The sequence below is a fragment of the Methylomagnum sp. genome (genome assembly GCF_054333355.1).
In genome coordinates, this window is sequence record NZ_JBTEKS010000047.1 from 1 (window position 1) to 17,735 (window position 17,735).

The window sequence follows — 17,735 nt, forward strand, 5'->3', positions numbered from 1 at the left end:
CGCTCCCACAAAGCCACTTGAGGGCCAAAGCCATGCGTAAGAATTCCCTGTTCACCTCCGAATCCGTCACCGTCGGCCATCCCGACCGGCTGGCCGACATGATTAGCGACGCGGTGCTGGACCGCTTCCTACAGCAAGACCCGTACTCCCGCGTGGTGGCGGAAGCGGCCATCGCCAAGGGCGTGATCTTCGTCGCCGCCCGCTTCGCCTCGAAAGCCACGGTGGACATTCCGGCGGTGGCGCGGGAGGTCATCGCCGCCATCGGCTATCCGGCCAGCGAATTCGACGCCTCCGCCTGCACCGTCGTGACCAGCTTGAACAGCCAGCCCTTGGAGAACCGCTGTCCGGCGGACGAGGCCGAGTTGAGCGACAAGGAACTGGATGGCGTGTTGGCCCGCAATCAGGTGACGCAGTTCGGCTTCGCCTGCCGCCAGACGCCGGAACTCATGCCGTTCCCGGTCGCCATGGCGAACCGGCTGGCCCACGCGCTCACCGAAGCCCGCCGCAGCGGCAAGGTGCCGGAGCTCTCGCCGGATGGCACCACCCAGATTGGCGTGGAATTCGAAGGCGGCCAGCCGGTGCGCGTTCACGGCATCACCTTGATTGCGGGCTGCCGGAGCGGCGCCGATACCGACCTAGCCGATTTCCGCCGCCGCTTGATTAACGCCGTGATTGGCCCCGCGTTCGTCGGCGGCGCCATCGCCCCGGACGCGGGCACGGAAATCTTCGTCAATCCCCGGGGCGTCTTCCCCAAGAGCGGACCCGCCGCCCATTCCGGCATGACGGGCCGCAAGACCGCCAGCGAGACCTATGGCGGTTACGCCCGCCACAGCGGCTCGGCCATGAGCGGCAAAGACCCGTCCCGCATCGACCGCATCAGCGCCTACGCCGCCCGCTACGCCGCCAAGAACGTGGTGGCGGCGGGGCTGGCGGAGGAATGCGAGGTGCAGTTGAGCTATGGCATCGGCGGCGCGGGACCGGCGGGCGTGGAGGTGTCCACCTTCGGCACCGGGACTGTGCCGGACGAGCAAATCCGCGAGCGGTTGGAGAATCTGTTTGATTTCCGGGTCGGCGCGATCATCCGGGATTTTGAATTGCGCCATCTGCCCCGGCGGCATAAAAACGGCTTCTATTGCCAACTGGCTAGTCATGGCCAGATTGGCGCGTCGTTCATGGAATTGCCGTGGGAGAAAACGGACAAGGCGGAAGCCTTGAAATAATCCGCCTCATCACGGGGAATATGAAAGAAACGTGGGAGCGGTCTTTAGGCCGCGATCTACTGCAAGTCGCGGCCTAAAGACCGCTCCCACGGACGGGGCGGCCATCAAGGCGCTTCCGCTTCCCCATACCGCACAGCGACGATGAGCCACCGCGCCGCGCCGCCCGGCGTCTCTACCGTCACCTCGTCGTCGATGACCCGCTTGAGCAAGGCCCGCGCCATCGGCGAATCCACACTGATCCAGCCCTGGCCGATGTCGAGTTCATCCGCGCCGACGATGCGGTAGGTGCTTTCCTCGCCCGCCTCGTTCTCCACCGTCACCCAGGCGCCGAAGAACACCCGGTCCCGCTCCTTGGGGATGTCGCCGATGATCTTGAGGTTGGGCAGGCGCTTTTGCAGGTAGCGGATGCGCCGGTCGATTTCCCGCAGTTCCTTCTTGCGATAGATGTACTCGGCGTTTTCCGAGCGGTCGCCCTCGGCGGCAGCGGCGGCGAGGTGCCTGGTGACATCGGCGCGGCGCTCCCACAGCGCTTTCGACTCCGCCTCCAGACGGCGGGCACCGTCGGCGGTGATGTACGGGGAGGACTTGGGGGCGGGGGGACGCCAGCGGGACATAATGGCTTGAATCGCGATTGAATGGGGCGGCGAGTATATCAATGGCCCGCCGCAGCCGCCGATGTCGGCCACGGGTCCAAATCCACGATACCCAGGGTCTCAGCCGAAACGCTGTCCACCAACATGGTTTGGTCCAGGCTTTTCGATTGGAGCGGCACGAACCGCACCCGCGAGGCATCCCATCCATGGCTCCGCAGATAGGCGGTCAGCGTGTCCCGCGCCGCCGGGCTTTTCGCCATCAGGGCATCCACGGGCTTGGCGTGGGCCAGCACCGTATCCCTCAAGCCAGCATACGGCACGTAATACTGCGGAAGCTGCGGGAGGTCGGCGCCCCCGCCCATGGTGCCGAATAGGAGCTTTTCCCGCTCCTTGCTATCTTCCGGCGGTAGCACGCCGACGATCCTTGGCCCCAACAAAGGCAGGCCGCGGAATTCCTCGCGTTTCACCAAGCCCAGGCTTTCCTTGGGGATGTCGGCCGCCCGGATCACTTCGAAACGATCCACGGCGTAGACCACGTACACCGGCCTCGCCAGAAGAATCGTGTACAGGCCATAGCCCAGCGCCAACGACCTGTAGAGCGGCGATGACGGACAAATCGAAGCGCAGGCCCGGCTTGCCCGGCTTGAAGACAATCAGCGTCAGCAGTGGCCCCAGGCAGGCATCAACGCCCGCCAAAATGCCGATCAGCGCCAAACCTCCGACGGCGCGGACGTAGTCAGGCGGATACCAAGTAGCGGACAGCGCCGCCCCCAACACAAGAACGATCAAGAGACTGATGCCGAGATGAATGGCGGCGGCCTTCCAGCGAGACATGATTCAACTCCTTAGGTGGATGGACTTGCGATAACGCAAATTTTAGCCCAGCCGCCAGACAGAAAAGCCGACTCGGTTTTCAAAACCGAGTCGGCTTACCAATAACAATAACCCGTAGGAAAAACCCTCAAGGCGAGTTTAATCCACCGAGGTCAGCCCCAGATTCCGCCAAATCCCCAGCACCGCCTCCGATTGGTTCAGCGTGTAGAAGTGCAGCCCCGGCGCGCCCTGTTCCAGCAAACGGCGGCACAGGTCGCTGACCACTTCCAGCCCGAAGGCCCGGATCGCGGCCCGGTCGTCGCCCAAGACTTCCAGGCGCTTCCGCATCCAGCGCGGAATGTCCGCCCCGCACATCTCGGAGAACCGGGAAATCTGGGTGTAGTTGATGATGGGCATGATGCCCGGCACGATGGGGAGGTCTAGCCCCAACTTCTCGCAATCGTCGATGAAACGGAAATAGGCTTCCGGGTTGAAGAAATATTGGGTGATGGCGCTGTTGGCCCCGGCGTCCACCTTGCGCTTGAAGTTGCGGAGGTCGGCTTCGGCGTTGGGTGCTTGCGGGTGGACTTCCGGGTAGGCTGCCACTTCAATGTGGAAATGGTCGCCGGTTTCGCTACGGATGAATTCCACCAGTTCGTTGGCGTAGCGCAGTTCGCCCGCCGACATCATCCCCGATGGCATGTCGCCCCGCAGCGCGACGGTGCGGTGGATGCCGTTGTTCTTGTAGGCCAGCAGCACCTCGCGGATGCCCTCCCTGGTGGAAGCGATGCAGGAAATATGCGGGGACGCCTCCAAACCGAAGGTGTTCTGGATGTCCACGACGGTCTCGAAGGTCTTCTCGCGGGTCGAACCCGCCGCGCCGAACGTGACCGAGCAGAACCGGGGCTTGATCGGCGCCAGTTCGGTCAGGCACTTTTTGAGGGAAACTTCCGCTTCCGGGGACTTGGGCGGGAAGAATTCCAGGCTGAAGACTTGGGGATGTTTTTTTTGGGATTGCATGACGGATTAACCTCGGAATGGCAGAAATCCTGCCGAAGCAGGATTTCCGGTAGGTCGGGCATGTACTCATGCCCGACAATCCAAATCGAATCTTTATGCGCCGGGCATGGGTACATGCCCGACCTGCGAGCCGATCAATACCGATAATGCTCCGCCTTATACGGCCCATCCACCGACACGCCGATATAAGCCGCCTGTTCCGCCGTCAACTCGGTCAGTTGCGCGTTCAGCTTCTTCAACTGCAAGCGGGCGACCTTCTCGTCCAGGTGCTTCGGCAGGGTGTAGACGCCGACCGGATACTTGCCGGAATCGCGCTCGGTCCACAGCTCGATTTGCGCAATCGTCTGGTTGGCGAAGCTGGAGGACATCACGTAGGAGGGGTGCCCGGTCGCACAACCCAGATTTACCAGACGGCCTTTCGCCAGCAGGATGATGCGCTTGCCGTCCGGGAAGATCACATGATCCACCTGCGGCTTGATTTCCTCCCATTGGTACTGCTCGATGGCGGCGACTTCGATTTCGTTGTCGAAGTGGCCGATGTTGCAGACGATGGCCTGGTCCTTCATCTTCGCCATGTGCTCATGGGTGATGACGTGGTAGTTGCCGGTGCAGGTGACGAAGATGTCGGCCTTGTCGGCGGCGTAATCCATGGTCACGACCCGGTAGCCTTCCATCGCGGCTTGCAGGGCGCAGATCGGGTCGATTTCCGTGACCCACACCTGGGCGGACAGGGCACGCATGGCCTGCGCGGAACCCTTGCCCACATCGCCATAGCCAGCGATCAGCGCGACCTTGCCGGCGATCATCACGTCAGTGGCCCGCTTGATGCCGTCCACCAGCGATTCGCGGCAGCCGTACAGGTTGTCGAACTTGGACTTGGTGACGGAATCGTTGACGTTGATGCCGGGGAATTTCAGTTCGCCACGGGCGTGCATCTGATAGAGGCGATGAACGCCGGTGGTGGTTTCCTCGGTGACGCCGCGCACGGAAGCCAAGCGCACGGAGTACCAGGTCGAATCAACTGCCAGCTTGGCCTTGATGGCGGCGAACAGCACGCGCTCTTCCTCGGAACCCGGATTGCCCAGCACGGACGCATCGGATTCGGCGCGGGCACCGAGATGCAGCAACAGGGTCGCATCGCCGCCGTCGTCCAGGATCATGTTGGAATAGCCACCGTCGGCCCATTCGAAGATGCGGTGGGTGTAATCCCAGTATTCTTCCAGCGACTCGCCCTTGACCGCGAACACCGGAATGCCCTGCGCGGCGATGGCGGCGGCGGCGTGGTCCTGGGTGGAGAAGATGTTGCAGGACGCCCAGCGCACTTCCGCGCCCAACGCGGTGAGGGTCTCGATCAGCACCGCCGTCTGGATAGTCATGTGCAACGAGCCGGTGATGCGGGCACCCTTGAGGGGTTGACCAGCGGCGAATTCGTCGCGGATCGCCATCAGGCCGGGCATTTCGGTCTCGGCGATTTTGATTTCCTTGCGGCCCCACTCGGCCAGGGACAGGTCGGCGACGATGTAGTCGTTGAAGGTTTCGGTTTCGGACTTGAGGACAGCGTTCATGGTGTCGTGCGTCTCCTTTTTAGGGCTTGCAGTCACCTTCCGCCACGGGATCGATGCTCGATACACCATGGCCGGAGGGTGGGTGTAATCGAGCGCCGTTGGATTCGGAACACCGGCCCCGAGCCTGGCGGCCTATGCCGTCGCAGCGCTCCTCGGGGCGGTGGTAAAAGTCAGTGTTTCAGTTCGGGACGCGGGTCCACGGGATATTCAGAACGGGGCCGCTCGCCTTCGGGACCGAAGAAGCGCACCTCGCCGGTCTCGAACACAATCCAGACCTCGCGGGCACCTTGCCCTAGATAGAGCGCGATTTTCGCCCGCATTTCCTCCCAAGAATTGGAGGGCGAACGGACCTCGACGCAAATCTCCGGGGCTTTCGGATAGGGGGTTACATAGCCGTGGCGGGCCAGGAATTCCGGCGAACACCAAGCGACATCCGCAACCTTCACGCCTTCCGGCGTGTCCACCGAACATTCCGTCAGCGCTTCGCCGCCTAAGTGCCGCTCCAGGAAAGCGCCCACCCAGGCTTGCAAGCGTCCATGCTTATTGCTGGCCGGACTCATAAGAATATTCCCGTAGCGGTCCAGTTCGATTTTGTACGGCAGGTTCCGCAAGGACTTGTCGGCAAGAACATCGGCCCAGTTCATCAGCGTGGCTCCGTTCGCCCGCCGCCCCATGAACGGGGAAACGGGCCATCCGGTTTCTTACAGCGGCGGCAGGCCAGCGGCTTCCCGCAGCAGCGCGGCGCGGTCGGTCTTCTCCCAGGTGAACTCCGGCAATTCGCGACCGAAGTGGCCGTAGGAGGCGGTCTTCTGGTAGATAGGCCGCAGCAGGTCGAGCATGTTGACGATGCCCTTCGGGCGCAGGTCGAAGTGGGCCAGGACCAGCTCGGTGATCTTCTCGTCGGAAATCTTGCCGGTGCCGTAGGTTTCCACCATCACGCTGGTCGGCTTGGCGACGCCGATGGCATAGGACACCTGGATTTGGCAGCGCGAGGCGAGGCCAGCGGCGACGATGTTCTTCGCCACATAACGACCGGCGTAGGCGGCGGAACGGTCCACCTTGGACGGATCCTTGCCGGAGAACGCGCCGCCGCCGTGCGGGGCCGCGCCGCCGTAGGTGTCCACGATGATCTTGCGCCCGGTCAGGCCGCAGTCGCCCTGCGGGCCACCGACCACGAAACGCCCGGTCGGGTTGACCAGATAGCTGATGTTGCCCTTGAGCATGTCGGCGGGCAGCACCGGCTTGATGATCTCTTCGATCACGGCGTCCACCGCGTCCTTCTTCATGCGGTCGCCGTCGGACATTTCCGGGGCGTGCTGGGTGGACAGGACCAGGGTGTCGATGGATTCGGGCTTGCCGTTCACATAACGCACGGTGACTTGGCTCTTGGCGTCGGGGCGCAGCCAGGGCAGGACGCCGCTATGACGGAGGTAAGCTTGGCGCTCCATCATCCGGTGAGCGAGGTAGATGGGCAGCGGCATCAGGGTCGGGGTTTCGTCGCAGGCGTAGCCGAACATCAAGCCCTGGTCGCCCGCGCCTTGGCCGAGGTCGTCGTCGTAAGCCTTGTTCACGCCCTGGGCGATGTCGGGGGATTGCTTGTCGTAAGCGACCAATACGGCGCAGCCCTTGTAGTCGATGCCGTAGTCGGTGTTGTCGTAGCCGATCTGTTGCAGGACATCGCGGGCCACCTTGATGTAGTCCACATTGGCGGCGGTGGTGATTTCGCCCGCGAGTACCACGAGGCCGGTGTTGCAGAGGGTTTCGGCGGCGACGCGGGAATGCTTGTCTTGGGCCAGGATGGCGTCGAGGATGGCGTCGGAGATTTGGTCGGAGACCTTGTCCGGGTGGCCTTCGGAGACGGATTCGGAGGTGAAGAAGTAGTTGCTGCTCACGTTGCGACCTTTGCTTGAGGGTTATTGCCAGCGGAAGATTTTGAAAAGCGCGACATTATAGGGGAGCGGGGCGTGTCGGCCAAATACACGAAAAGAATTAGTGAGACATGCGTATGCCCAAGGCCCGCAACGGCCTGGGGCGCTTTGACGAGAACGGCGCTAGATCAGGGGAAAGGAGCGAATCCTCCCTCCTTTCCCCTGGTTTTGCCTTATCTGATTTGAACCCAGGATTGCCGCCCCGGCCCGCGATCAGCGCTCTCTCCCCAAACGGTCTTGTCCTCATCCGAGCGCGTACCGCCGGCCACCTTTCTGTCCAGCCCACCCGACCCACCCTCATCCCCGACGATGGTCGGCGTCTTAATGATGCCGATATGGGATTGCACGCCGGAAACCGCGTTTCCGCCGTTGACCGTATCGTTACTATCCACATGACCGTCGGGTCCGGCGCCGCCCGAACCCAGGAGGTCCAGGGCCGACTGCGACAGATTCTGGCCGCTGATGGCCTCCAGCTCCATGAGCCAACTGGTGCCGCCATAGCCGCACATATTGTCGTCGGGAATCAGGGTCACGAACACCAACCGCGACCCCACCAGCAAGGGGGCGCTGACCACGCGCTCGCCACCCCCGTTGGTTGCGCTGGGTGTCTTCAAATCCAGGTACCAGCCACGCTTGGTCGGGTAGGAGACCGCGTTTTTCGACAGGGTCCGAATCTTGTCCGCCACCACATAGCCCGCCGCGTTGGTGCCAGTCCCCTCGTAAGTGATGGTTTGTTGTTGCAGGGAACTCCGGCTGCTGACTGCCGAGCCATTGTCCCAGATGCCATAGAAGGTCTGCATTTGCGGGCTGCCGCCCACGCTGTTGTCGCCGGTTTCGAAGTATTTGCCGGTGCCGAAATACACCATGACGCCGCCGCTTTGATCGGGCCCAACCCGTCCCACCTGGGGCTTGGCCGTGATCGGCTGGCGGGCAGCGTCATTGGTGGCGTTAGAAGCCGCCGCGCAACCGGGCGTCGCTGGCACGCAGGCGGTGAACAAGGGCGCCGACCCGGCAATCGCCCAGCCACTCGCCGAACCGCTCGAAATGTCGAACTTCCACAGGTTGCCCGCCAAGTCGCCCGCGTAGACATAGTCCGCGATGCGGTCGTTGTTCACATCAACCGCCACGGGGGTGGACAAGCCGTTCTTGCTGATGGCGAGGTTGCCGCCTACGCCGGTGTCGATCTTTTTGATGACCGCCCCGGTGCCCGCGTCCAGGATGAACAGCACGGCGTGCCCGTTGTCGCTGTTATAACCGTTGCCGACGATGGTCCCCCAGCTTCCGTTGTTCATGCGGATCACCGAGGCTTGCGGGAGCGTATAGCCCAAGTCGCTGTCGTTGGTGTTGCTGAACTCCCACAACACGTTGCCGGCGCCGAATGAGCCGGGGTTCGTGATATCCAGGGCGAACACGCTCCGGCCACCCGCGCCGGTGCTGCCCACCAGAATGGTGCGCCATTGCTTGCTGGCGCCGCCCGCCGGGTCGACATAGGCATCGGCGGCGCGGGGCGAGCCATCCACCAGATAGGTATGCTGAATGGGGTTCTGGGCACCTGGGTCATAATTCGGCGAGGTCAGGAGGCTGAGTCCGCCGATGATGCTGTTCGGCACATAGGCCAGCTTCTCGACGCCAGAATGTCCCGGGTCGGCGTCGAAGCCGTGCAACATGCCATCGTTGGCCCCGATGTAAATCATCTTGGTGCGGCTCAAATAGCTGCCGCTTTGCCGGAAGGTGATGTAGCTGCTGCCCTCCGCGCCCGGCAGGATGGAATAGCCATAGTCCTCCATGCCGACGAACCAGGGGTCGGAATTGATGATGTCGCCCAGCAAGTACTCGCGGTTACGGAATGATCCGCCCTTCCTTTTCTCGCCGGTGATGGCACCGCGCAAATAGTTCAGGCGGGCCTGACCGTTGCCGTCGTTGGTGCCTTGCAGCGTGTTCAGTGCGGTTTGTTGGGCGGTCGACAAGCTGTCCCATGTGAATGCCACGCCCTTGGTGGGCGGACTCGGGTTGGTGTTCAAGGTGAAGACCTTGCGCGAGGCGTAAGAAAAGCTGGCGGAGGAAAAACTATCCGCCGCGTCCCATTTTTGGGCACCCACCGCGCCATTGGCGAATGCGAAGGCCAGCAGGTGGCCGCTCCAATCGCCGCTGTTGAACTTGGCTTGGAAAATCATGGTGTTGGTGTCCAAGCGCGTCGAGTTGGTGGAGATGGCGGCGGCCGAGGAGGACTTTTTGGCGACGTCGCCAAAGATGTTGTCGAGCGCCTGCTCCAGCTTGGCGGGGTTGGTGGCCTTGAAGTACCCATCGGGCACGCCGTCGCGGTTGCCGCTGGCGTCCTTCGCGTCCCACTCGTCAAGCTGATTGGGCTTGTCGTTGGTGATGTCGCCGTCGCCCGCCGTGTCGATCTCGCCGAAGGCGCCGTACTTGGCGGCGTACCACAGCGGATTCTCCAGCGACTTGGCCGTCGCGGTGCCCTGCGTGAAGGTTTTGCTGCCGGTGGGCGGGCAGGGCACGGTGCCGTTGCAGGGCGGGGTGGTCGGATAACTGGTGAAATCCGAGCCGCCCGCGCCGCCGCCATTGCGTCTCACAGGAAAAAAAGCGGCGTCCTCCGTGGTGCCGGTGATGGTGTAGCCGATCCTGACGGCCCGGCCCATCGCGGTTTGGAAAAGCGAGGTGGTGACCTTGATCTGGTTGGAGGAAACCGCCGGGGAGCAGGCCGCGCCCACGCAGAATTGCAGGCGCTCGGTGGCGTCCATGTCGTAGTCGTTACCCCACTGGGAAGCGTCCCAGTTGACCACCAGACTCCCCGAACTGATCTTGCCGGCGGTATAGCTCAGGGACTCGACCGCGACATCCACCAGGGCGCAGGACCGCCACGGGCCGGTGCCCGCGTCGTTATTGTCGTTGCCTTGGCAGGCCGGCAGCAGCGTGACCGTGCCGCTGCCCACCGGGATATTGAACTTGGGCAGACTCTCGGCCAGGGAAATCGCGTAGCTGGTCAGGCTCTGGGTGCCGGAACGATCCGAGCGAAGGTCGTGGGTATGGGCGTAATGGGCCAGCCCCCCGACATGATATGCGCCCTTCCAATGGGGCACCTCAGGGCAGATGCCCAAAGCCTGGGACAATTGGTCAACGGATTTGTCGGTGCAAAGCTGGTCCGTGTCCGCGCCATTTTCACCGATGAGGTAGGTGCCGCCATTGAGGTTCTCGTGCGAGGCGTCCCCCATCAGGTTGACCAGGCTGTCCGCGTTGATGCTCAGGTCATTGCTTAGCTGGTCGGCGTCGAAGGAATTGAGTCCCGTGGAAATGGTGACGACCGAATTCCCGGCGCACCATTCGGCCGCCGGCGTCGGGTCGACCCAGGAGACCTGGGGCAGCGAAGGGACATAGGCGCTGTCGTCGGCGCCGAAATTCGCGGTGGTTTTGCCCGCGAAATAGCGCATCGCCTCCAGATACATCTCACCCAGGGGATTGCCCCAGTCTATGCACTGGTCGTCGGCGAACGTCGCGACCACCGGCTTGTCGCAACCGTTCTGATAGTAAGCGCCCGAGGTCGAGCTGTAATCAAAGCTCGCGATCCGCAGCCGGTTGAGGGTGTTGATGATGCCGGCGTCGCTGCTCCCCTGGTTGAGGAACACCCCGGTGTTGGTGTTGACCTCGTTCTTGCTGGCCGTCGCGTTGCCCGAAATGCGGCTGACGTTGCGGCGCAGGACGCCACCGGACTTGTTCTTTTTGTAGCTGCCGGTCATCAGCCCGAACTGGATGGGTCGGCCCGCCATGCCATAGGTCTGGAGCAGTCCGGTGGGCTTCTTGACGGTGCTGCCGGGATAGCTGGCGCAGCTCGCCTCCTCATAGCCACTCACGCACGCCTTGACCCGCACGTACAGGCCATCCGTGCTGCTGTTGTCGCCGGCACCGGAGGGCGACAGCCGCTTGGAGGTGGCGGGATGAGTGTTTGGACCGCCCCAGGTGCATTCCGGCTTTTCGCTGGCGGACCAGTACGGCCAGCCGGTCGTGCCGGGTCCGTTGTCCCAGGCCACCCGCAGGAGGGGAGGGTTGGCCGAGGCATCGACCGTGGCGCTCACGCCGCTGGCGTCGGTCAGATTGCAGAAGCTCAGGACGGTTTTGCTATAAGGCGTGTATTTCAGCATGTCCGCCTCGGTGGCGGTTTTGAAGACCTTGGCGAAGGCGTGGGCGTCGAAGGGCAGCAGCGCCCGCTCCAGCACCGTCTCCGTGGTGCTGTCAGAGCGCCGGAAGCCCCCGTACAGCACCTTGCGCAACACGTCCATGCGGGTCATGGTCGCCCAGTTCAGGAAGTTGCCGCTCCATTTGCTGCTGCAATGATGGGAGTTGGTCCCGCTGGCCGCCGCCGCTGGCTCGAAGCGGTTATTGGTGTAGGTATAGCAAGTGTTGTTGCCGAAATAGCCGTAATAGGTCACGGCGTCGTTGTAGGTGGTGTCGATGGTGCCGTCGCCACTGAGGTCCGTGTAGTCGGTATAGGCCTTGACGGACAGTTGGTGGTCGCGGGACAGCAGCAACATCACCCTCGCGTCCACCGCCGTGGTGAGGAATAGCGGGATTTGCGAGATGGTGCCAGCCTGGGTGGTCCCGGTGGCACCCGCTAGAAAAGTCAGCGCCGCCAGTAGGGTTTTACGGCTCAGTCCTGATTTGAATTGGCGGTTCATGACGGTCGTCCGCTGAGTGGGTTGGAGGTTATCGCTTATAGATGGACTGCACCACGGCCACGGCGGTGTCGCTGCCGCCGGTGCCCCTGGCCGTGATCCGGTAATAGCCCGTATCCAGCACCGCCGGCACTTCCAGGGTATTGTTCACCCCGGCAAGCCGTTCAATGATATAGGCGGGCGGGGTGCGTGCCAGTTTCTCGGGCAACCCGCTGCCGACATAGCGGACCGCCAGGTCATCGTCGCTCCAGTTCATATTGGCGTTGTCCCAAATGGGGGTGGCGTCGGCACCATTACAATCAAAGTCTCCGGTGAGATACAGGCCGTTGGTGCAGTTGAAGTCGAGCGCGGCGTACTCTTCGGGAGTTCGGCTGAGCATGAAGTTTTCTCCGTCCCGCAGGGCGATCTCGGCGGCTTGGAAGGCTAGATTGGCATCGCGCAGGTTGCCCGCCATCTTTTCTTCCACGGTGCTGACCTGCACCGCGGATAGGCCGAGCAGAGACAATATCAGCAGAATCATCAGGCTGATAATTAACGCGCTGCCGGTTTGAGTCGATTTAAAACACATAGGATGGATTATTGCTTACGGTTTCTCAGGGTAACGATATTGACGGCATCGTACACCAAGCGATTATCGTAACTATTGGTTCCCGCATAATGGCGCTTGGTTTTCGCCACGTTGTCTTCCAAGGTTCGGGCGGTGACATTTATTCTCACGCTGATTACATCGCCCCAAGCAATGGCGGCGGCGACGATTTGCTGGGCGGTCAAATATCGGTCGGTGGCCCTGTCGCCGCTGCCGTCCGTATCGACGCCATAAAGTATCTGCAAGTCCTCCACGCCCTCCACCAATTCCACGGGGTTCTCCGAACCCACGACCGTGCTCAGGGCGGAATTATTATCGAGGCGGTATAAGGAGGGCTGGGGCGGATTACTATCATTAAGGCGGATATAGTAGGTATAAGCCCTAAATATCCTGACCTCGGACGAGCCATCGGCATTGTAGGTTTTGCCCAGACTGGCGGTTGCAGTGCCCCCCACCGTGGTATTTCGGGTGGTATCGTTGGACACCCTGAAAACATGGGCCGTGGAGCAATCCGAGACCAGCACCGGCTGACCCAGCGCGAGCGCACAGTTGGCCGGCGCGCCGCCCGGATAGATCGACAGGTCCGGGCTGACGCCCGTCAGCCCGGCCTGTAGGTTGCCCCGGCAAGGCGGCCGGATCGGCTCGGCGAACTGAATGGTGATGGCGTCCGTCCCGTTCACCACATTGGTCAAAATCCGGCCATTGCCCACGGCGGTGGAAATGGCTGGGCTGGGGTTGGTGAAGGCGTTGCCCGCCGCGTCATTGCCGCCCGTCACCAACTCGTCCACATTCGGCCCGAGGAGCGGGGGATTGGCGATGACGGTCAACCGCTCCATGCCTTCCCCGGTTGCGCCCAACCGGGATACGCAGCCCATGTTCCCCACCAGCCGCAGATCATGAACCAGGATGCTCATCGCCAGCCGGGCGTTCTCCTGCAAGCGGGATAGCTGCTCCTCCATCCGATTGGTCTGCTTGCTGCCGACAAAGAGCTGCCCCACGCCGGCGATAATCAACAGCCCCGCCACCATGGCCACCATGAGTTCGACCAGCGACAGCCCGCGCTGGCCCCGAACGGTCCCACGAGTTTTAGGCATCGGCACTGCGTGGTTCATGGCGAGTCCACCGTGATCACGAAGCGCTGGCCCTGGGCGCCGCTGCGGGTGTCGTCCCACCAAATCTTGATGGCGTAGGGGCCTTGGCGGTTGTCTCCAACGCCATCGCAACCGGCGGAGCCAAGACTTGCGTAACTGGCGGGCGCCGTGCCGTCGTCCGGGGTGCTGTCGATGCAGACCACGCCCATGGCGCTGCCGGGCAGGCCGGTGCGCAAACGATCAGCGGCGTCGGCGGTTCTGGTGTTGGGAAGCTGGTTGGTCAAAGCGTTCCGCCATTGCATGATGTCGTACCCGGCCATTTGCGCCGACGTGCAAGCGGCGGCCTCGCAATCGTCGTTGGTGCCGTTGGCCTTGTCGTAGCTGCCAGCGCTGACCCCCGTCACATTGGCCCGCATCCGGTCGGCCATTTCATAGGCCAACTGGGTCGCCACGGAGCGGAAGTAGGAATTCTGGTTATTGCGCAGCGCGGTCATATGCAGCCCCGCCAAGCCCAAGAGGCCGATGGAAAGCACCACAACCGAGATCAACACCTCCAGCAGTGTGAAGCCTCCGCTGGCATGAAGCATGGTTTTTTGCGGATCGGCGTGGGTCGTCGCTCGCCTAATCCCGATGGCAACAGTTTTCATTTTTGAATGGGTCGGCCAAGTGCCGGAAAAATCCTGGTCGTGGGCGGAAGTGTTTCGATACGTGCGTTGTCGCGTATAAACCTATAGCAGCGCCCGGCGCCGACGTTGGCGGAAACCGACAATCGGCAGACTCACCCCGACCGGCGGTCGGGCGCTGCCACGGAAGTCAAGTATGGATTACAAGCCAAATAATGCTGTGACGGGCCAGGCATTATTTACTTGTCACCCCCAAAATGACCGCACTGGCCTTGAATACCGCCGTCGCCGTGTCGCCGTCTTTCAGCCCCATGGCGTCCACGCTCTCGTTGGTGATGCCGGCGGCGATGGAATCGCCCCCCGCCAGTTGGATGACCACCTCCGCGTTCACCGAGCCTTTTTGGACGCGGGCCACGGCGCCGCCCAGTTGATTCCGGGCGGACAGGCGGTAGCCGCCGAAATCCTTCACCACGATGACCTGCGGCGCCTTGATGAGCGCGATGACCTCCACGCCCGCCGCCAACCCCAGGGCCGTGACCGACTCGTTGGTCACGGACGCCACCAAGCTGTCGCCGCCCTTGAGTCCGACGGCCACCTCCGAATACACCGCGCCGGATTGGACGGCGGTGACTTGACCGAACAGTTGATTGCGTGCGCTGGCTTTCATGATGAGTCTCCTGAACAAGTAGAAAAGATCGGGGTTGTCCGCCAATCGACGGTTGAGTCCTTGCAGGAAGCGGCGGTGTTCTTCCTGCATTTCTTGGAACAGGCCCAGCAGTTCCTTGCCGGCCGGCGTCAATTGGGTGCCGCCGCCGTGCCGCCCGCCGATGGCGGTGGCGACCAGCACGCGGGGCGAAAGGTTGTTGGCCCGCTCGATGATCTCCCAGGCGCCCTTATAGCTCAGCCCCACGGACTTGGCGGCGCGGTTGATGGAGCCGATGCGGTCGATGGCGTCCAGCAGCCGGAAGAATTTCTCGTTGAGGCCACCGATCAGCTTCAGTTCGCCTTCCACTAAGCTCGGTTCTAGGAATGGGTTCATGGCGGGATTCCAGGTTAACGGAGAGGAATCAACATCGGGTTGAAGGCTTTGGACAGCAACATGACTTTGCCGCCGACGCCGACCCCGGCGATCTCGTCGCGGGTGGCGATCACCTTGACGATCTGGTTGCCCACCAGCACCGAGACCGCGAACACCACGTCGCTGGGTTCGATGGCCAGCACGATGCCGGTGAACTGGAATTTGCCGCTCAGCCGCCGATCCGTGAACACCTCCGAGGGGAGGCCATCGCGCACGACGCGCCCATGTTCGACGACCAGGACGCGGCTGGACAGCTTGAAGACTTCGGGCAGGTCGTGGCTGACGATCACGGTGGTGGTGCCGAAGGCCCGGTGCAGGTGGAGAAGATCATCCTGCAAGCGCAGCCGGGTTTCCGAATCCAGGGCCGACATCGGCTCGTCCAGCAGCAGGAGCTTGGGCCGCTGGATGAGCGCCCGCGCCAGCGCCACCCGTTGCTTCTGTCCGCCGGACAGGGTTTCCGGGCGGCGGTGCTGAAGCGCGGTCAGGCCGGTCAGGTCCAGGAGTTCGTCCACCCGGCGGCGGTCGGCCTTGGCCTCAAGGGCGAATTCCAGATTGCCGCGCACCGTCATGTTGGGGAACAAGGCGTAATCCTGGAACACGAAGCCCACCCGCCGTTGCTGGGGCGGCAGGTGGATGCCCCTGGCGCTGTCGGACCAGAGGTTCCCGAAGGCCGCGACCCGGCCCGCCGCCGGCTTGAGCAGCCCGGCCAGGATGCGCAGCAGCGTGGTCTTGCCCACCCCCGACTGGCCGAACAGGGTCACGAATTCCCCGGCCCCGATGCGGAGGTCCACCTCCAGCAGAAGGTCGCCGTGGGCGGTGTGTAGCGGTTGTTGGGCGCGTAGCTCGATCATCTCGCCCGCATCAGGTTCTTGTTGATGGCGTAGACCGTCAGCAGCACGACGAAGCTGAAGGCGAACAGCACGCCCGCGTAGAAGTGGGCGGCGGGGTAGTTGAGCGCCTCCACCTCGTCGTAGATGGCGATGGACGCGACCTTCGTTTCGCCCGGCAGGCTCCCGCCGATCATCAGCACCACCCCGAACTCGCCGATGGTGTGGGCGAAGCTGATGACGCCGCCGGCCAGCAGGGCGGGCCGCATGTTGGGCAGCAGCACGCGCCACAGCGTCGTCAGGCGCGACTTGCCCAGGGTGTAGGCCGCTTCCACCAAGGACGCCGGGACGCTCTGAAACCCGGACTGCACGGGATGCACCATGAAGGGCAGGCTGAAGATCACCGAGGCCACCACCAGACCCTCGAAGCTGAAGGCGAGCCGGATGTCGAACAGGGCTTCGAGCCACTGCCCGAACGCATGGCGCGGGCTGAACGCGATCAAGAGATAGAAGCCCAGCACCGAGGGCGGCAGCACCAAGGGCATACTCACCAAGGCTTCCAGCGCGGATTTGCCCCGGAACCGCCCGAACGCCAACAGGTAGGCGAGCGGTATCCCGACCGCCGCCAGAATGGCCGTGACCACGGCGGCCAGTTTGAGGGTCAGCCACAGGGGTTGCCAGTCAAGATTCATCATCGGGCACCATCAGCGTCATTTCATTGGCCTTCACGAACGCCTCGACCCGGTCGCCGGGCGCGAGGCGGAGCCGGGCGACCGAGCGGCTGGTGATGACCGAGATCACCCGCCGTCCGGCGTAATCCAATTCCACCTCGCTGAGCAGATGGCCGGGCCGGATGGCGTGGACGGTGGCGGGAAGGCGGTTGCTCAGGCTGATGTCCCCGGCCAGGTTGCGGGCCAGGGACACCTCGGTCTCCTTGAACAGCAGCCAGATGGGCCGGCCCGGCTGGAGGTGGGGCGCGGTGGCCGGGGTTTCCACCACCACGGCGGTGAGTTTGTCCTCGCCCACCGCCACGTCCACCAGGGACACATGGCCCGAGCAGGCCACGTCCGCGATGACGCCGGACAGCCGGTTCATCGGGGCGGCAGGACGAAGCCGTACCGCGCCAAAATGGCGCGGGCCGACGGACTGGCGGCGTAATCGGCGAAAGCCTTGGCCTCCGGGTTGCCGGCGGCGCGGGACAGGATCACAAAGCCCTGTTCCAGCGGCGCGTGCAGCGTGTCGGGTATCAAGTAATGCCCGCCCTTGGCGCCGAGGGTCGGGGCGCTGGCCAGCGACAGCGCGATGATGCCCACCTCCGCCGCCCCGCTCTCGGCATACTGGGCCGCCTGGGCGACGGTTTCCCCATAGACCAGCTTCTTTTCGAGCGTTTTCCACAGGCCGGCTTTTTCCAGCGCCTCCTGGGCACGCTGGCCGTAGGGGGCGTGCTTGGGATTGGCGATGGCGACATGGCGGATGCGGCTTCCCTTGAGGCTGTCCAGGGTCATCTTCGAGGCGTCCAGGGTCGCGCTCCACAGCACGATGCGGCCCACGGCGTAGGGCTGGATGGCGGAGGCGGTGAGCTTGGCCTGTTCGAGCTTGCGGGGGTACTCGATGTCGGCGGAGAAATAAAGATCGAACGGCCCGCCGTTGACGATCTGTTCGTAGAACTTGCCGGAGGAGCCGAGCACCACGTCGATCTTCGTGTCGGG

The 17,735-nt window shown here is 63.2% G+C and carries 16 protein-coding genes and 1 riboswitch; of the genes, 1 reads left to right on the forward strand and 15 read right to left on the reverse strand.

From position 1 onward, the window contains the following. The coding region (metK, locus tag ACXWUF_RS05920; RefSeq protein ID WP_458493746.1) for a methionine adenosyltransferase at nucleotides 1-1,220 on the forward strand (1,220 nt) is incomplete at its 5' end. Between the two features lie 104 nt (nucleotides 1,221-1,324). On the opposite strand, the gene greB is transcribed toward metK (ACXWUF_RS05920), so the two are convergent. The 15 genes from greB to modA all read right to left on the reverse strand — a co-directional run. Beyond that, entirely contained in the window at nucleotides 1,325-1,906 is a 582-nt protein-coding gene (greB, locus tag ACXWUF_RS05925; RefSeq protein WP_458493747.1) for a transcription elongation factor GreB, read from the reverse strand. Next, nucleotides 1,873-2,400 carry a hypothetical protein gene (locus ACXWUF_RS05930; protein WP_458496932.1) on the reverse strand — a complete coding sequence of 176 codons (528 nt, stop codon included), beginning with the start codon at nucleotides 2,398-2,400 and terminating at the stop codon, nucleotides 1,873-1,875. The genes greB and ACXWUF_RS05930 overlap by 34 nt, the downstream gene beginning before the upstream one ends. A gap of 385 nt (nucleotides 2,401-2,785) precedes the next feature. Further along, complete coding sequence (gene metF, locus ACXWUF_RS05935; protein WP_458493749.1) at nucleotides 2,786-3,646, reverse strand: methylenetetrahydrofolate reductase [NAD(P)H]; 861 nt, start codon at nucleotides 3,644-3,646, stop codon at nucleotides 2,786-2,788. Between the two features lie 134 nt (nucleotides 3,647-3,780). Continuing rightward, nucleotides 3,781-5,211, reverse strand: a complete 1,431-nt coding sequence (gene ahcY, locus ACXWUF_RS05940; protein ID WP_458493750.1) for an adenosylhomocysteinase — start codon at nucleotides 5,209-5,211, stop codon at nucleotides 3,781-3,783. Between the two features lie 83 nt (nucleotides 5,212-5,294). Beyond that, nucleotides 5,295-5,371: riboswitch (S-adenosyl-L-homocysteine riboswitch) on the reverse strand. Between the two features lie 10 nt (nucleotides 5,372-5,381). Then, entirely contained in the window at nucleotides 5,382-5,855 is a 474-nt protein-coding gene (locus tag ACXWUF_RS05945; RefSeq protein ID WP_458493751.1) for a Uma2 family endonuclease, read from the reverse strand. 57 nt (nucleotides 5,856-5,912) lie between these two features. Beyond that, nucleotides 5,913-7,103, reverse strand: a complete 1,191-nt coding sequence (gene metK / locus ACXWUF_RS05950) for a methionine adenosyltransferase (RefSeq protein ID WP_458493752.1) — start codon at nucleotides 7,101-7,103, stop codon at nucleotides 5,913-5,915. A gap of 209 nt (nucleotides 7,104-7,312) precedes the next feature. Then, the gene (locus tag ACXWUF_RS05955) at nucleotides 7,313-11,824 is read right to left on the reverse strand and encodes a pilus assembly protein (protein ID WP_458493753.1); all 4,512 of its coding nucleotides are present in this window, start codon (nucleotides 11,822-11,824) and stop codon (nucleotides 7,313-7,315) included. A gap of 28 nt (nucleotides 11,825-11,852) precedes the next feature. Beyond that, on the reverse strand, nucleotides 11,853-12,389 hold the full coding sequence (locus ACXWUF_RS05960) for a pilus assembly PilX family protein (protein WP_458493754.1): 537 nt from the start codon (nucleotides 12,387-12,389) through the stop codon (nucleotides 11,853-11,855). A gap of 8 nt (nucleotides 12,390-12,397) precedes the next feature. Continuing rightward, nucleotides 12,398-13,501: a PilW family protein gene (locus ACXWUF_RS05965; RefSeq protein ID WP_458493755.1), complete on the reverse strand. Its 1,104-nt coding sequence runs from the start codon at nucleotides 13,499-13,501 to the stop codon at nucleotides 12,398-12,400. A 14-nt stretch (nucleotides 13,502-13,515) separates the two neighbouring features. Beyond that, complete coding sequence (gene pilV / locus ACXWUF_RS05970) at nucleotides 13,516-14,085, reverse strand: type IV pilus modification protein PilV (protein WP_458493756.1); 570 nt, start codon at nucleotides 14,083-14,085, stop codon at nucleotides 13,516-13,518. 271 nt (nucleotides 14,086-14,356) lie between these two features. Next, nucleotides 14,357-15,160 (reverse strand): TOBE domain-containing protein, encoded by an 804-nt coding sequence (locus ACXWUF_RS05975; RefSeq protein WP_458493757.1) that lies wholly within the window; start codon nucleotides 15,158-15,160, stop codon nucleotides 14,357-14,359. 14 nt (nucleotides 15,161-15,174) lie between these two features. Further along, a complete protein-coding gene (locus ACXWUF_RS05980; RefSeq protein ID WP_458493758.1) occupies nucleotides 15,175-16,050 on the reverse strand; it encodes an ABC transporter ATP-binding protein in 876 nt (291 codons plus the stop codon). Beyond that, complete coding sequence (gene modB, locus ACXWUF_RS05985) at nucleotides 16,047-16,721, reverse strand: molybdate ABC transporter permease subunit (RefSeq protein ID WP_458493759.1); 675 nt, start codon at nucleotides 16,719-16,721, stop codon at nucleotides 16,047-16,049. The genes ACXWUF_RS05980 and modB overlap by 4 nt, the downstream gene beginning before the upstream one ends. Next, the gene (locus tag ACXWUF_RS05990; protein ID WP_458493760.1) at nucleotides 16,708-17,121 is read right to left on the reverse strand and encodes a TOBE domain-containing protein; all 414 of its coding nucleotides are present in this window, start codon (nucleotides 17,119-17,121) and stop codon (nucleotides 16,708-16,710) included. Before ACXWUF_RS05990 ends, modB begins: the two co-directional genes overlap by 14 nt. Then, nucleotides 17,118-17,735 (reverse strand): molybdate ABC transporter substrate-binding protein (modA, locus tag ACXWUF_RS05995; protein WP_458493761.1); only part of this gene is annotated, 618 nt, incomplete at its 5' end. The genes modA and ACXWUF_RS05990, both read right to left, overlap by 4 nt.

Excerpts from the sequence above, each read along its gene's own strand:
- metF (WP_458493749.1), bottom strand. The coding sequence starts at position 3,646 with ATGCAATCCCAAAAAAAACATCCCCAAGTCTTCAGCCTGGAATTCTTC.
- ahcY (WP_458493750.1), bottom strand. The coding sequence starts at position 5,211 with ATGAACGCTGTCCTCAAGTCCGAAACCGAAACCTTCAACGACTACATC.
- ACXWUF_RS05945 (WP_458493751.1), bottom strand. The coding sequence starts at position 5,855 with ATGAACTGGGCCGATGTTCTTGCCGACAAGTCCTTGCGGAACCTGCCG.
- ACXWUF_RS05955 (WP_458493753.1), bottom strand. The coding sequence starts at position 11,824 with ATGAACCGCCAATTCAAATCAGGACTGAGCCGTAAAACCCTACTGGCG.
- ACXWUF_RS05960 (WP_458493754.1), bottom strand. The coding sequence starts at position 12,389 with ATGTGTTTTAAATCGACTCAAACCGGCAGCGCGTTAATTATCAGCCTG.
- ACXWUF_RS05965 (WP_458493755.1), bottom strand. The coding sequence starts at position 13,501 with ATGCCTAAAACTCGTGGGACCGTTCGGGGCCAGCGCGGGCTGTCGCTG.
- pilV (WP_458493756.1), bottom strand. The coding sequence starts at position 14,085 with ATGCTTCATGCCAGCGGAGGCTTCACACTGCTGGAGGTGTTGATCTCG.
- ACXWUF_RS05975 (WP_458493757.1), bottom strand. The coding sequence starts at position 15,160 with ATGAACCCATTCCTAGAACCGAGCTTAGTGGAAGGCGAACTGAAGCTG.
- ACXWUF_RS05980 (WP_458493758.1), bottom strand. The coding sequence starts at position 16,050 with ATGATCGAGCTACGCGCCCAACAACCGCTACACACCGCCCACGGCGAC.
- modB (WP_458493759.1), bottom strand. The coding sequence starts at position 16,721 with ATGATGAATCTTGACTGGCAACCCCTGTGGCTGACCCTCAAACTGGCC.
- ACXWUF_RS05990 (WP_458493760.1), bottom strand. The coding sequence starts at position 17,121 with ATGAACCGGCTGTCCGGCGTCATCGCGGACGTGGCCTGCTCGGGCCAT.